The sequence below is a fragment of the Paenibacillus zeirhizosphaerae genome, assembly GCF_030705605.1.
Classification (GTDB): domain Bacteria; phylum Bacillota; class Bacilli; order Paenibacillales; family Paenibacillaceae; genus Paenibacillus; species Paenibacillus zeirhizosphaerae.
Genome location: NZ_JAPCKK010000014.1, coordinates 538,312 through 553,135, shown reverse-complemented (window position 1 = coordinate 553,135; position 14,824 = coordinate 538,312). Strand labels below are relative to the sequence as shown.

Genomic DNA, 14,824 nt, shown 5'->3' with positions numbered 1-14,824 from the left:
GTCGATGCGCTTCTGCGTGCAGATTTCTCCGAGCGCAGGCATCCTAGCTACACGGGGGCTTGGCCCCTCCCGTGACCGGACTCTCACCGGTTAGAAAATGCGTGCTTAGCTGGGCACGCGCCAAAGGCGAACGCTTCGCTTTTCTGGAATTGCTTCGTTCTCTCCGCTGCTGCGTGCGTATCCCCGCCTACAGTAAAGAGCAATAACAGGAACAAGGGCAAGCTAGGTTCCCCTTTGTTAACTTTTGCGCCGTAAAAAGAAAAGAGGGCGCATCCCTCGTAGAGGGAGTAGATATGTAAAAGACGCCGCTCAAGTGCTGAGACGGCGTCTTTACTTACACAGTTCTTACCAGCCTACCCGGATCAGCAATCCTTTCGGATCACCGACCTCAAGATAGGAGGCTTGTCCGTTGTAGTCATCATAGGCAAAGCCGTAGGCCAACCGGTCTATGCTGTGATCATGCCAGAATTTGGCGTAAAAGTTGGCTGGAGCCGCCTGGTAATAAGCCGAGACATTGTTCCAATTGGCCGGATTTTCATAGACATGACGGTTAACGGCAGAGCATACGTCAGGTTCCTCCTGTAGCGCCCCGTTGCAGAGCAGGATTTCCTGGGTGCTGTAGCTGGAATAGCCGGCAAAATAGTTGGCGTTGGCACCACCTGCAGCAAATGAGCCATGGATTGGCGCTACGATGCGGTAGGGTGCCTGCACGTCTGCAAGGGCTTTAAAGGGTCCAGGCACTTCATTGCGGTATTTCTGGAATAGCCCTGCTCTTGTTTCGGACTCCAGCTCGCCGACGGTCCGGTCATAAGTACCCGAGCGGTTGACCAGCCTGTGCTGAATCGGGAACCCGAAGCCGTCCACACGTGTCGTGTTGCCATGATAGCCTGCATCATCTACCGTGAACTCGATGAAATCAAAATAGATGTCCCGGTTGGGATCGGTCGGGTTATTGATATTCGGGCCTGCGAAGCCGGTGTCATAGGTTTTAATGTAACAAGGGGAGCCGACGCAGAGAAACATGCGGCCTGACGTGATTTTTGGCATATTGATATACGAGCTGGAGATCGTATTATAAATATTGGCGTAATTGACTCCGTTTTTGGTCAGATGGCCAGGGGCATCATTTAATGCTGCAGAGATCGGCTGAAGCTGGCCTGAAGCGTCCAGATAGCTCCATCTTTTATTTTCCGGGTTGATGCCAAGCACGCCCCAATAAATTTGCTGATTGCTGTAGGTTCCATGGGTTCCATTTAACAAACGGAAGGTTAGCGCGCCATTGCCGGTCGGAGCAGGGATGGATGATGCGGCAATGTCATAAATGGATGAGCCGCCGGAGGGGTTCTCCGGTTCGGTCGTTCCGCCAGTGGGCACCGTATAGGTGAAGGATGAGGTATCGTATGCCGGAGTGCCGTTGTTATAGGTGAAAAAATAAGTGATTACACTGCCTGCGGCCACATTGTTAATCTGGTGGACATATCTTGTGGTGGTGCTGTCATAGCTCATTCTGATATTTTGCTGCCCACCCGAATTGACTTTGAAATGGACATCCACCCAGGTGGTGTTTACATTGGAATCGAACCAGATGGTCGCCGTTGTTCCCGAAGCAGATACACCCTGGGAATAATCAGCGGCATAGGCACGATCACCGGCTGAATAAGAGACAAAACTGAGCAACAGCATGACAGCGGTTAAAGCGATGCAGCTCCATAATGTACGCATGGGCCAATCCTCCTCATTCTTTGATTTTCAAAGCTTGAGTCTGTACCGGTTGCTTCTACATTTTTTTAACAAATTTATGTTCGTCAATTCACTGTTGTAGCATGATTATTTCAAAAAATGGAAACGGTTTCAACATAAAAATGCATATTCAGCAAAAATAAACCCCTGTTCCCATGCCGATAGTCTCTGTCTGTCGAAAGAGAGTGCAATAATGGATTATAAGTGGAGGCGTATTTGTAGTCGTTGCCATGGGGGCCGTTTCCAAACTGGTTCCGCCGGAATTCTCAAACCGTCTATACATTCTTGACTCTGCTGCTGCAGAAGGCGATTCAGATCGACACCTGGATGATTAGTATAACGATGCTGGTCTTAGGGGTGTTTTCGATGATGGGTCCCGTTTGGGCGGATGCAGCATTGACATTTTGAACCGTTTCTCATATAATAGTGCCGATATTCACGTTGAAAAATCACTGATGAGGAATAGTAATTTTTAGCTTGATCATACAGAGAGTCGGCGGTTGGTGCAAGCCGGTTGATCAAAGGAAATGAACTCGCCTCGGAGATATGCGGTCAACGCGAGACAGGAAGGTTACATAGTCTGTCTGAACAGGTCAGTAAGCCGCATCGGATCACCCCCGTTATCGGGTGCTTAAGGGAGTACCGGTGAAGAACACCGGATACTAACTAGGGTGGTACCACGGGAAACAACCTCTCGTCCCTAGCGCAGACACGCTACGGGATGCGGAGGTTTTTTTGTTGCATATCGCAGGAGGAGGAAATTAGCATGAGTGAAACGACACAGCCGAAGCACGGCTACCAGCCGCAAAGCATTGAGCCGAAATGGCAGAAGCATTGGGAAGAGAATAAAACGTTCCGTACCGGAGAGGAACCGGGCAAACCGAAATATTTTGCAATGGATATGTTCCCTTATCCGTCCGGAGCAGGACTGCATGTTGGTCATCCGGAGGGTTACACAGCTACGGACATCGTGTCCCGCTATAAAAGGATGAGGGGTTATAATGTGCTGCATCCGATGGGCTGGGATGCCTTCGGTCTGCCGGCCGAGCAGCACGCGCTCGATACAGGCGAGCATCCGCGCGACATTACTTTCAAGAATATCGACAACTTCCGCCGCCAGATCAAATCACTTGGCTTCTCGTATGACTGGGACCGCGAATTCAGCACGACCGATCCGGATTATTACAAATGGACACAGTGGATCTTCATCCAGCTCTATAAGCGCGGCCTTGCTTATGTAGCCGAGGTTCCGGTGAACTGGTGTCCCGCGCTGGGCACTGTGCTGGCGAACGAAGAGGTCATTGACGGCAAGAGTGAGCGGGGAGGCCATCCGGTCATCCGCAAGCCAATGCGCCAATGGATGCTGAAAATTACGGAGTATGCCGAGCGATTGCTCGAGGATCTGGAGGAGCTGGACTGGTCCGAGAGTATCAAGGATATGCAGCGCAACTGGATCGGAAAGTCCAAGGGTGCTGAAGTGCATTTTGCAATTGACGGTCATGACCATCGTCTGACGGTGTTTACGACACGTCCGGATACGCTGTTTGGCGCAAGCTACTGTGTGCTGGCTCCAGAGCAGGAACTGGTGGATGTCATTACGACAGCCGAGCAGAAGGAAGCGGTGAAGCAGTATCAGGAGCAGGCAGCGCGCAAGAGCGAGCTTGAACGTACAGATCTGGCGAAGGACAAGACAGGCGTATTTACCGGCGCTTATGCTATCAATCCGGTGAATGGCGCTAAGCTTCCGATCTGGATTGCTGATTACGTGCTGGCGGGTTATGGCACGGGGGCTATTATGGCCGTACCTGGACATGATACCCGTGACTGGGAATTCGCCAAGCAGTTCGGCCTGAATATTATTGAAGTGGTAGCAGGCGGAGATGTGACGAAAGAGGCCTATACCGAGGATGGGCCGCATGTGAATTCCGATTTTCTTGATGGGCTGCACATTGAAGAGGCGATTGCCAAAATGATTGTTTGGCTGGAGGAGCAGGGAAAAGGCGAAGGTAAGGTGACTTACCGTTTGCGGGATTGGCTGTTCAGCCGTCAACGTTATTGGGGCGAGCCTATTCCGATCCTGCATCTGGAGGACGGTACGATGAAGACTGTTCCAGAGGATCAGCTTCCGCTTGTCCTGCCAGATGTCGATCATATCAAGCCGTCGGGTACAGGAGAATCCCCGCTGGCTAACGTGACGGAATGGGTGGAAACGATTGATCCGGAGACCGGCATGAAGGCCCGCCGTGAAACGAACACGATGCCGCAATGGGCAGGAAGCTGCTGGTATTACCTGCGCTACATTGACCCGCACAACGACAAGGAGCTGGTGTCCAAAGACAAGCAGCGCGAGTGGCTGCCTGTCGACTTGTATATCGGCGGCGCCGAGCATGCGGTGCTTCACCTGCTGTATTCCCGCTTTTGGCATAAAGTACTGTATGATCTGGGTGTAGTGGAGACGAAGGAGCCGTTCTACAAACTGGTGAACCAGGGCATGATTCTTGGCAACAACAATGAAAAAATGAGTAAATCACGCGGCAATGTTATTAATCCTGACGATATTGTGCAGGCTTATGGCGCAGATACGCTTCGTGTATACGAGATGTTTATGGGGCCGCTCGAAGCCACCAAGCCATGGAACGAGAATGGTGTAGAGGGCACCCATCGCTTCTTGTCCCGTGTGTGGAGACTTTTCATATCGGAAGACGGAAGCCTGAACAGTAAAATTACTCTGGACGGCGGAACAGATGAATTCAAGCGCACTTGGCATAAGACGGTGAAGAAGGTAACCGAAGACCTGGAGAACCTGCGTTTCAATACCGCGATCAGCCAGTTGATGATTTTCATCAATGAAGCCTACAAAGCAGAAAGCTTGCCGCGTCAAGGCATGGAGCATTTTGTGCAGCTCCTGTCCCCGCTGGCACCGCACCTTGCCGAAGAGCTGTGGGAACGCCTGGGGTACAGCGGCACCATTTCGTATGTTCCATGGCCTGAATACGATGAGGCTTGGACAGTGGATGCCGAAGTAGAAATTGTCGTGCAAATTAACGGCAAAATTGTGCAAAGAGCGACGGTATCCAAGGATTTGGATGCCAAGACGCTTGAAGAGCAAGCTATGTCACTGGATAACGTGCAGCAGGCGCTGGCCGGTAAGACAGTGCGCAAGGTTATCGCCGTTCCTGGCAAGCTGGTTAATATTGTTGCTGGTTAAATTGTTCCGAGTTGAATAAGGCGTCTGCTTTGCGGACGTCTTCCTCATACTTGTGATGTGTAGTTCTTACCAGCTTATGGAATACATCGTGGAGGCTGGCTTCCAGTAACATAAGCGCCTCGGCCGTAATCCCGCCGGGAACCGCTACCCTGGATTGAAGCTCGGCAGGTGTCAGCCCGCCTTCGGTCAGGAGCTTTCCTGTGCCGAGCAGCATCTCGCCAGCGAGATCATTGAGCTGCCGGGAGTCCATGCCGGTCAGTTCAGAGCCAGCTTGAATCCACTGCTCCAGGAAGAAAGCGAGAAAAGCAGGGCCGCAGCTGGCAAAGTCGGAGGCAACTCGGGTGTGCGACTCCGGCACCCGGATCGGCTTGCTGATCGCTGACATCAGGTTTTCCAGCATATACCGGTCTTCTTCGTTTATACGACTGCCGTGTATGCATAACGAGGCTCCGCTGCCGACCAAATTCGTGATGCTGGGAATAATTTTAGACACCTTACAGGGGAGCTCGCTCTCCAGGCGGTGGAGAAGCAGGGGGCTTGTGATGGACACGACAATCTGATCAGGTGTAACCACATCGCGGATTTCGTCGATAACACACTTGAATTCCAGGGGCTTCACGCAAATAAATACAATATCGCTGTCCGCCGCCGTGTCACTGTTCCGCAAGGAAAGATTCAGTCCGGCATGACGGTGGGCCAGCTTTTGTACTTTGGCAAATGTACGGCTGCTTGCCGTAATTTGCGGAGGGGTCAGGACTCCGGCATGAATGAAAGCGTCTATTAACAGACTGCCCATGCTGCCGGTCCCGATAAATCCTACCTTCATGGTCAACGTCCTCCTTTCAACTGAATAAGCCGTAGTTATTCTTCATAGTGTATGCATCCGGCCTTGGGCATCATGACGACTTTTTGGGCAGGATGTCATCCTCCGCTTGGGAACGCAGCTTTGCAGTACGGGCGATTCTGAGTCAGGATCGCTTGATCGCTATCGAGAGAGGACGATTGGATTGAAGCGTGTTATGCATGCCGTTGCTGTGGCACTGGCCGTCGCTGGCAGCGGGTTAATCTTATTTTCCGGCAATCGCGCGCCGGAGCCGGAGGCGGGTTGGACCCCGTTAAATCCGGTGCTTGAGAAGCGGGTCGCTGAAGAAAGCAAGCCAGTAACAGACACCTCTAAAGAGACGTCCGCGCCTGCGAAGACGGACGAAGCACCCGTCGGATCAACGGCTAAAGAATCAACCGCTGAAGGGACCAGCACTGCTGCCGAACAACCAGTGACCAAGGTTGCACAGACACAGACGGTCGAGGCTCCGGCGGGAGCGGAGGTTTCCGTCCCCCCCTCTGCTGAGGGGCAAATGGTCAACATCAACTCAGCCTCTGCTGCGGAGCTGATGGAGCTGCCGGGCATCGGAGAGAAGAAGGCGCAGGCCATCGTGGAATACCGCAATGCGCATGGACCCTTCAAGCAACCGGAGGATCTGGAGCAGGTGAAAGGCATTGGGCCCAAAATGCTGCTTAAGATGAAGCCATATATCAAATTGTAGGGTGCTGCAACCCAATTGAAGTGGGGGGCCAATCACAACTTGTGTGCTGGAGGTAACGAATGAGCGCCGAGGAACGCAAAGACTGGGATACGTATTTTATGGATATCGCCTACATGGTTTCAACCCGTTCACGCTGTCCGCGCCGCCATGTTGGGGCCGTGCTTGTGCAGGGGAAGAAGCTGCTCGGGACGGCATACAACGGTGCTCCTTCGGGAGTTCCCGACTGTTCTGAAGCAGGCTGCATGATTTCCGAAGAGGTCGAGCTTGTAGTAACGGATGGCAGAGAGGAAATGGTCAAAAAACAGCGCTGCATCCGCACCATCCATGCGGAACAGAATCTTTTGCTCTTTACAGACCGGATTGACCGGGAAGGTTCAACCGTGTATGTCACGGATGAGCCGTGCTGGACCTGTTCCAATATGCTGGCGAACAGCGGCATTGTGGAAGTAATCTATCATCGCTCTTATCCGAAGGACGAGGGCAAGGTGAAGAAGCTGATGGAGCAGAAAGGTATTGTGTTCCGGCAGATGGACAACTATGAGCCGCCGCACCAGACACGGATGAAAGTATCAAATTAATGATTTTAAGGGGAGGAACCTCTGCCGCGAACAGCGCGGGCAGAGGTTCTTTTTTTTGCATATTAAGATTGGAAAAGGAGGAGCATTATGAACAAAAGACCGCTGCTTGCCGCAACGGTATGCTGGATTGTCGGCTTAGGGGCCGCTTATCTTTATTCCGGCGCAGTGCTGCTAGGCATATGGGCTGGCATTGTATTGATGATGCCGCTGGTCGTCTGGCTGTGCAGAGTCTCCTGGCGACAGGCTCTCCTGCTCTTGTTCATTCTGACGGCAGGCGGGCTATATTGGGAAATATATGATCAGCTTCAGGCGAGCCGTGTTCCGCAAGCACTGCATGCAGAAACTGCGGAGATCGATGATAGAACGGTGCAGGCGGAGGGATGGATTGCGTCCCCTGTGGAGGTGGACGGAAATAAGGCGGAGTTTGAGCTGGAACTTACGACTCTCAGCGATGCAGCGGGGAGCACACAGGCCGTACAGGCCCAAGAGATATCGGAAAAGGTGCTTGTGCAGATCAGGCTTGCCGCGGAAGAAGAGCAGAACACCGCCAGAAGCTGGCGCCGGGGAGATCGGATCATGTTGAAGGGTACGCTAGCGGTCCCGGAAGGAGCAAGAAATTTCGGCGGTTTTGATTATCGAAAGTATCTGTACACCCGGCAAATCCACTGGCTGCTGCAGGGCAAAGGAGCTGAATCCTTGGATATCCTGGAGACGGGCTCGTGGAACCGTTATTATTTGCTGCGCTGGAGCGATCACGCCCGAATGCTGCTTGGAGAACGGATGGATGCGGCTTTTGCGCAGCAGCCTCACTCTGGTTATATGAAAGGCCTTGTACTGGGTATCACGGAAGATATCGACCCAGAACTGTATGATGAATTTACCAGGCTCGGACTGACTCATATCCTGGCCATTTCCGGCATGCATGTCGCGGTATATACCGCATCGCTGCTTTATATGCTCAGACTGCTGCGGTTCACACGGGAGACGGCTTTATGGATCGTGCTGGTCCTGGTACCAGCGTACGTCCTTTTATCCGGCGGCTCCCCTTCTGTGGTAAGGGCCGGGATCATGGCAATGTTCGGTCTGTATGCGGCGAGACAGGGACTTCTTAAGGACGGGCTGAATACGTTATGTGCGGCGGCATGGCTAATGCTGCTCTGGAATCCCTACCTGCTCGTTAATGTAAGCTTCCAGCTATCTTTTCTGGTGACGGCGGGGCTTATGATATTCGGACCACTGCTCAGACCTGTGTTTGCGGCATGGCCGTCTGCTCTTGGCGGATCGGCCTCCATTACAATCACCGCGCAACTGGTTTCTTTTCCGCTGACTATTTTTTATTTCAATCAGTTCTCTTTATTATCCACCGCCGCAAACTTCGTCCTTGTTCCTGTCATTACCTTCATTGTGCTGCCGTTAGGTACCGTATCGCTGCTGCTTTCGATCTGCTGGTTAACAGGAGCCCAATTGGCGGCCTGGCCGGCTGAACGGCTGAACGAGCTCACATTTATGCTGGTGAGGTGGCTGAACGGTTTTGACGAATACGTTACAATTTGGCCTTCTGCTCCTTTGTGGTGGGTGCTGGCCTATTATGTGGTGCTTTACGGACTTCTGCGTATCGTAAAAAGATGGTGCGATTCACGGGCCTCATCCGTTACGGAAGAGTACGCTACACAGCCGCTGTCGGAAAACCTGAATCATAGAGGACAGACGGACCGTGCAGATGAACGTCATAAGATGCGACCTGACCCCTTCGGTTTGTCCGCCGTGCCGGAATGGTCGGTGTCATGGTATGCCGCGGGAGCCGCGGGATATGCGGGGGTCCGCATGACAGGAAGAATCTATGCAGCTTTGGCGGGCTTGTGTCTATGCTTCTTACTGCTGCTCTATGCAGGCTACCGGACGCCCGGCAACGGCGGTGCAGGATTAGTCCAGTTCATCGATGTAGGACAAGGGGACAGCATTCTGATCACAACCCCGGAAGGCAGACATCTTCTGGTCGATGCAGGGGGAACCATGGATTTTAACACAGGCAAGAATGCCTGGAAGCGCAGGAAAGATCCCTATGAGGTAGGCGCCAAGACGATTGTCCCCCTTCTTAAGCAAAGAGGCGTGCATCAACTGGACGCGTTGATTGTGACACACGGGGATCAGGACCACGCAGGCGGGATGCAGGCGGTGCTGAAGGAAATTCCGGTGAAATCTTTTATTTTCAATGGAACTTTAACGGGCAAGGACTCGATAGACCGGCTGCTGCAAATCTGTCTTGAGCAGGACATCCCGTTTTACGGCGCAAGCCGCGGCTTGGAACTTCAGCCGGACGAGCAGACCAGGCTGCAGTTCATGCATCCGGAGAACAAGAAGAGCCAGTTGCCGGTGGTTGAAGAGCAAAATGAGGAATCCGTGGTGTTCAGGCTGGACATGGCGGGGGGTTCCTTTTTGTTTACCGGCGATATGGATGCGGCGGTGGAGCGATCATGGATTCAGCAGGACGGAGCGGAAACGGCTGAACGTGGGGGGATCGATGTTCTGAAGGTCGCCCATCACGGCAGCAAAACGTCTACTTCGGAGGAGTGGCTGTCCTATTGGAAGCCTGCCGTCTCTGTCATTTCCGCGGGGGTGAACAATACATACGGGCATCCGAACGAAGGTGTGCTGGAACGTCTGGACCGTTCGGGCTCTGCTATTTACCGGACAGACACCCAGGGGGAAATTCAAATGAGGGTGAGCCGCGGGCGATTTGAAATAAGGCATAAGCTGGATGCACCGGAGAAGCTGTAAATCGAGTGACTAACCTCCCTTTTTCTGTTATTCTAAAGGGAGATATTTAAATTTAACCCATCTCTTCCGAGTCAGCCGCTGGCCATTCCCGTTTTAGGGGGAGACGTGACTTCGGAAAAAGTACTGGGGCTTTGTTCCCTGAAAAAAATTAATAAATCCAACAAAAACAGACGATTCCGCTGCAACAATTTTCAAGGCGGCTGCGTCTGTAATATTGCAAGGAGAGGGGGATCCTTTGTGGTAGAGCAGGAGCTCATCAGGGCCGCTCAATCAGGCGATCGCGACGCTCTAATAACCCTTTTAAGAGAAATAGAACAGCATGTATACCGAACAGCATACTACATTCTAAACAACGAACAAGATGCCATGGATGCCGCACAGGAAGCACTCATTCGGATCTACTCCAAAATTAATTCCTATGAGGAAAAGGCTCAGTTTAAAACCTGGGTGCAGCGCATTGTTACCAACATCTGCATAGATAAGTTCAGAAGGAACAAGCCTTCTGTATCGATCGAGGAGCATGAAATGGTGTTCAGTGATTCGCAGGATGTAGAAGGCGAAGTCCTGTCTTCCTATATGGCAAAGGATGTTCGTGAGGCAATTAATCAGTTGCCGGAGCATCATCGGACGGTTATCGTATTACGATACCTTCAAGATTTCTCCTATAACGAGATTGCCGACTCTCTCGACTTGCCTCTCAATACGGTCAAATCGTACTTGTATAGAGCAAGGCAGCAGTTACAAGGGCTGTTACAGGAATATCAGAAAGGTGGTGTATCAGGATGAAGTGTGAAGAGGTGATGGACCTAATGCAGCGCTATGTGGACCACGATCTGGACGAGTTGGAAACGCTCGAAATGATGGACCATATTGCGGAGTGTCCGGCCTGTGCTGAGAAGTTCCATATTTTACAGGCACTGTCACGGGAACTTGAAGACCTGCCGGCCGTCACTCCGAAGTACAGCCTGGTTGATGCCATTCTGCCACAGCTCGATGCTATTGATGAGGCGCGCAGAGAACAGGGCAGCGCGCTTCAGGAGATGAAGCCTGTTCCCCTGCAGAGCATATCCGGCCCAAGACAGCAAAGCAAGCCGATCCCATGGTGGAACAAGGTTGCCGGCCGTGCGGCGCTCGGTGTGGCGGCAGCAGCCACAGTGCTGGGTGTCGTTGCCATAACCTACGAGCCTAAGACTGTGCAAAATGCTGAGATATCGTTGATGCAGGAAAGCTCCGGGCTGGAGGCGAATACGCATAATGCCGGTGGGGGAAGTGAAAAAACGACCGAGCAAGGTCAGGCGGATTCTTCAGCGGACAGCAGTAATACGGCGCATTCGCTAGAAGAGTCGGCTACATCTTCCGACATTCCGGTGACCGAAGACAAAAAAACGGGCATGGAGAATGTTCAGCCGGAGCAGGACGAGACGGTTCCATCCACTTCTCAGGAAGAGGAGCAGTCGACGCCAGCCGACAGCTCCAAAGAAAGTAAGACCGAGCCACCGAAGCAGCCGGCGACAAGCGATAGTGATGACTCTGAAGGCGCCTCTTCCCAACCTAAATCAGAGAAAGCACCAGCAGTTGAGGAGGCACCTGCGGCGGAGCAGGAGCCGAGCACAGCCGACAGCCGGACGGAGCAGGACCCTGAGCTTGAAACGTTTATCGCTCCTGTTGAGGACAACAGCTCATTCCCAGGCGATGAGTCGCTTGATGCAACAGCTTCAGACACAACGAACGGCACTGGAGCAGACAGCACCGCATCAGGACAGAAGCAGCCTTCTGTCGACAGTGATGAGCTGCGGGCTAATCAGCTTCAGAGTGATAATGCAGAAGATGCTTCGAGTATGGGGATGACGGCACAGCCTGGGCCTAACGATACATCCAGCACGAAAACCTTCGAGCGGTCTGCGAATGAGTCGCCGGATGGCCAATATATTGTTGCAGTGGAAGGCAAGAAACTGACCGTGTATCGACAGTCGGAGGATGATACCGAGAAAATTGCCATAGAGGTTCGAACACTGAATGGAACCTGGGTAGGCGGCAGTTGGTCGGAAGATAGCAGGACGTTTACTTATTCAACGGAGCAGGACGGCACAGTAAGCAATTATGTCTATACGGTTCCCCAAGCTTCGGAGTAATGAACCCTCTGCCGCGCTTGCGGCAGCAAGTACCCCCGCCTCAGGCGGGGGTACTTGTGTTGCCCGAGTCTTTTCGCGGCACTAAATTTCTGTTAGGATAAATCGGTGGAGGTGAGCCGTGATGGATTTGAAAGCCGCAGTAAAAGCGATCCGAAAAGGCGATATCGCTCCGGTGTATCTGTTATATGGCACAGAGAAATACCAGATGAAGCAGTTCGCGGACATGCTGCAGGAGAATGTTATTGAGGAGGAGCATCGTGAGTTCGCTGTCATTCCTTATGATTTATCGGATACCCCGCTTGATGCTGTAGTGGAGGAAGCGGAAACCGTTCCTTTCCTGGTGCCGAAAAAACTTGTGCTGGTCAGGGACGCGGGAGTATTTACGGCTGGCAAGGACAGCGGGAAAATAGAGCACCGTCTGGATGTACTTGCCGCTTACATAGAGAATCCCGCAGACTATAGCGTGATTGTATTTATGGTGCATGCGGACAAGCTCGATGAACGTAAAAAAATCGTCAAGCAGATCAAAAGCGCAGCCGTAGTTCTTGCTTTTAGCCCGTTAAGCAGTGAAGAGCTGTTATCCTGGGTGGAGAAGCGTATGGCGGAACGGCGCGTGACCCTTGAGGAGGGAGCAGCGACGGCGCTGGTTCGTAATGCCGGAACGGGGCTGCAGGCGCTGGCAGCCGAAATAGACAAGCTATGCCTCTTCGCGGGTGAGGGCGGTACAGTGGGTGTGAAGGAAATCGATTCGCTTGTCGCGCGCAGCACGGAGCAGAACGTCTTTGTCATGGTGGAAGAGCTGGCCAACCTACGGATGGAGAATGCGCTATCGATCTTCTATGAGCTGTTGAAGCAGCGCGAAGAGCCGATCAAAATCGCTGCGCTGATCACACGCCAGTTTCGTATCATTCTGCAGGTGAAGGAGCTGGCACAGCAGAGCTATTCCCAGCAGCAGATGGCCGGGCAGCTTGGGCTTCACCCATACGCTGTTAAAATTGCGGGCGAGCAGGCGCGTCGCTTCCGACCGGAGCGGCTGCGCTGGATTTTAAATGAGCTGGCGGAGCTGGATTACCGCATGAAAACCGGTGCCGTGGATAAAGTGCTCGGTATGGAGCTGTTTTTCCTTAAGCTTGGAGCACAGACAGTGTAAAAGGAATCCGTAAAAGCCAAAAAATCCTGATCGGTAATACACCGTTCAGGATTTTTCTTCATAGTCTTATTAGAAGCGCTAATTATGCCTGGGCATTCAGAGCGTTCAGTTTTTTCGCCAAGCGGGACTTTTTGCGGGCTGCAGCATTTTTGTGGATCAGACCTTTAGTTACAGCCTTGTCCAGCTTAGTGGAAGCGGCTTTGAAAGCTGCTGCTGCAGTTTCAGCTTCGTTATTAGCCAGCGCAGTATCAGCAGCTTTAACTGCAGTACGCAGCGCGGATTTTTGGGAAGCGTTCAACGCACGGCGTTTTTCGCTCGTTTTAACGCGTTTAACAGCGGATTTAATGTTCGGCATTCCATTCACCTCCTGTAAAGGCATTCCTTATGAACACAAACGTTTCACAACTTAAAATATTTTAGCACGGCGTATGTGAAAAAGCAATATGAAAAACATTAAGAATGCCCTGTCCGGTACAGAAGAACAGGGCATCTATGCATATTACGGCAACACATCCCGCACACTATAGCAAAAAGAGAATCTTCAAGGAGGCGCGATGATGGAGCTGGATTTGCAGAAGTATGCGGTAAGAACGGATTTGGCGATTGAATCCAGAGAATTGGCAGGACAGGGACAGCCGCAGCCCATTCCCGGAGTACATGAAGATGTGGAGGATTTGGAGGATATCAAAATTACAAGGCTGGATGTGCTGGATGAAACGGGAGCCAATCGGATCGGTCGGGTGCAGGGTCATTATGTTACGCTGGAAATTCCTAAGCTGAGGGAAGGGGACTCGGGTCTGCAGGACCGTGTGTCATTTGCTTTTGCCAAGGAGATGGAAGACTTCATGCGCAAAATCGGCATTTCTCCTATGGCCAAGGTGATGGTTGTTGGTCTCGGAAACTGGAACGTCACACCCGATTCGCTTGGACCATTGGTGGTGGAGAACTTGATGATTACTCGCCAGTATTTTGAACTGATGCCGGACCAGGTAAGCCCGGGTTATCGGGAGGTCAGTGGGGTAGCCCCCGGCGTGCTCGGGATTACGGGGATCGAATCCAGCGAAATTGTGCAGAGCATTGCCGAAAAAACACAGCCTGATCTAATTATTGCCATCGATGCGTTAGCCTCCAGATCGCTCGAACGCATCAACACGACGATCCAGGTGGCGGATATCGGCATTCATCCCGGGTCAGGCATTGGTAATAAACGCCGTGGCATAACCAAAGAGATTATGGGTATCCCCTGTATTGCGATCGGTGTGCCGACGGTGTGTTATGCGTCGACGATTGTGAACGACTCCTTGGAAATGATGAGATCCCACCTCGGGAAGGAGGACACCCAGAGACAGGCGATCATGGGCATGCTGAATTCCATTTCCGAGCAGGAGAGACTGCAATTGGTCAAGGAAGTACTGCAGCCGCTCGGCCATGACTTAATTGTCACTCCTAAGGAAGTAGATAAGTTTATTGAAGATATCGCGAACATTATCGCTACCGGATTGAACGCGGCGCTGCACGAGGCTGTAAATCCGGACAACGTTGCCGCTTACACGCATTAGACCCTACCTGAGCGCACACCCTTTTCCCCCGCCGGTACCGGCGGGGTTTTTCTGTTTGTCCGTTCTAGTAATTCCTCTTCGCTCATAGAGTTGAAGTATAAGAGATTATCCGACTACGGAAGCTCCTGCGTACTT

11 protein-coding genes and 1 other annotated feature are annotated in these 14,824 nt (G+C 52.3%); of the genes, 8 read left to right on the top strand and 3 right to left on the bottom strand.

The window, feature by feature from the left end; all coding sequences use genetic code 11:
- Window positions 1–345: 345 nt before the first annotated feature.
- Window positions 346–1,722, bottom strand: a complete 1,377-nt coding sequence (locus tag OIN60_RS09625) for a glycoside hydrolase family 64 protein (protein ID WP_305754628.1) — start codon at window positions 1,720–1,722, stop codon at window positions 346–348.
- Between the two features lie 461 nt (window positions 1,723–2,183).
- Window positions 2,184–2,445 (top strand) — a binding site (T-box leader).
- A 61-nt stretch (window positions 2,446–2,506) separates the two neighbouring features.
- Here OIN60_RS09625 and leuS point away from each other — a divergent pair.
- Window positions 2,507–4,948 carry a leucine--tRNA ligase gene (leuS, locus tag OIN60_RS09620; RefSeq protein ID WP_305754627.1) on the top strand — a complete coding sequence of 814 codons (2,442 nt, stop codon included), beginning with the start codon at window positions 2,507–2,509 and terminating at the stop codon, window positions 4,946–4,948.
- Here the strand turns inward: leuS and comER are convergent.
- Window positions 4,929–5,774 carry a late competence protein ComER gene (gene comER, locus OIN60_RS09615; RefSeq protein ID WP_305754626.1) on the bottom strand — a complete coding sequence of 282 codons (846 nt, stop codon included), beginning with the start codon at window positions 5,772–5,774 and terminating at the stop codon, window positions 4,929–4,931. The two genes, leuS and comER, sit on opposite strands and share 20 nt — an antisense overlap.
- Window positions 5,775–5,955: 181 nt before the next feature.
- Here comER and OIN60_RS09610 point away from each other — a divergent pair, with 181 nt between their 5' ends.
- From OIN60_RS09610 to holA, 6 genes are all read left to right on the top strand, one after another.
- Complete coding sequence (locus OIN60_RS09610; RefSeq protein ID WP_305754625.1) at window positions 5,956–6,492, top strand: ComEA family DNA-binding protein; 537 nt, start codon at window positions 5,956–5,958, stop codon at window positions 6,490–6,492.
- Window positions 6,493–6,551: 59 nt separating this feature from the next.
- Window positions 6,552–7,070: a deoxycytidylate deaminase gene (locus OIN60_RS09605; RefSeq protein ID WP_305754624.1), complete on the top strand. Its 519-nt coding sequence runs from the start codon at window positions 6,552–6,554 to the stop codon at window positions 7,068–7,070.
- Between the two features lie 87 nt (window positions 7,071–7,157).
- On the top strand, window positions 7,158–9,848 hold the full coding sequence (locus tag OIN60_RS09600) for a ComEC/Rec2 family competence protein (protein ID WP_305754623.1): 2,691 nt from the start codon (window positions 7,158–7,160) through the stop codon (window positions 9,846–9,848).
- Between the two features lie 237 nt (window positions 9,849–10,085).
- Window positions 10,086–10,634, top strand: a complete 549-nt coding sequence (locus OIN60_RS09595; RefSeq protein WP_305754660.1) for an RNA polymerase sigma factor — start codon at window positions 10,086–10,088, stop codon at window positions 10,632–10,634.
- Window positions 10,631–11,980, top strand: a complete 1,350-nt coding sequence (locus tag OIN60_RS09590; protein ID WP_305754622.1) for a zf-HC2 domain-containing protein — start codon at window positions 10,631–10,633, stop codon at window positions 11,978–11,980. Before OIN60_RS09595 ends, OIN60_RS09590 begins: the two co-directional genes overlap by 4 nt.
- A 121-nt stretch (window positions 11,981–12,101) precedes the next feature.
- On the top strand, window positions 12,102–13,130 hold the full coding sequence (gene holA, locus OIN60_RS09585) for a DNA polymerase III subunit delta (protein WP_305754659.1): 1,029 nt from the start codon (window positions 12,102–12,104) through the stop codon (window positions 13,128–13,130).
- 82 nt (window positions 13,131–13,212) lie between these two features.
- Here holA and rpsT read toward each other — a convergent pair whose 3' ends face one another.
- A complete protein-coding gene (gene rpsT / locus OIN60_RS09580) occupies window positions 13,213–13,485 on the bottom strand; it encodes a 30S ribosomal protein S20 (protein WP_305754621.1) in 273 nt (90 codons plus the stop codon).
- Window positions 13,486–13,687: 202 nt separating this feature from the next.
- Here rpsT and gpr point away from each other — a divergent pair, with 202 nt between their 5' ends.
- Window positions 13,688–14,689: a GPR endopeptidase gene (gene gpr / locus OIN60_RS09575; protein ID WP_305754658.1), complete on the top strand. Its 1,002-nt coding sequence runs from the start codon at window positions 13,688–13,690 to the stop codon at window positions 14,687–14,689.
- The last annotated feature ends 135 nt before the right edge of the window (window positions 14,690–14,824 follow it).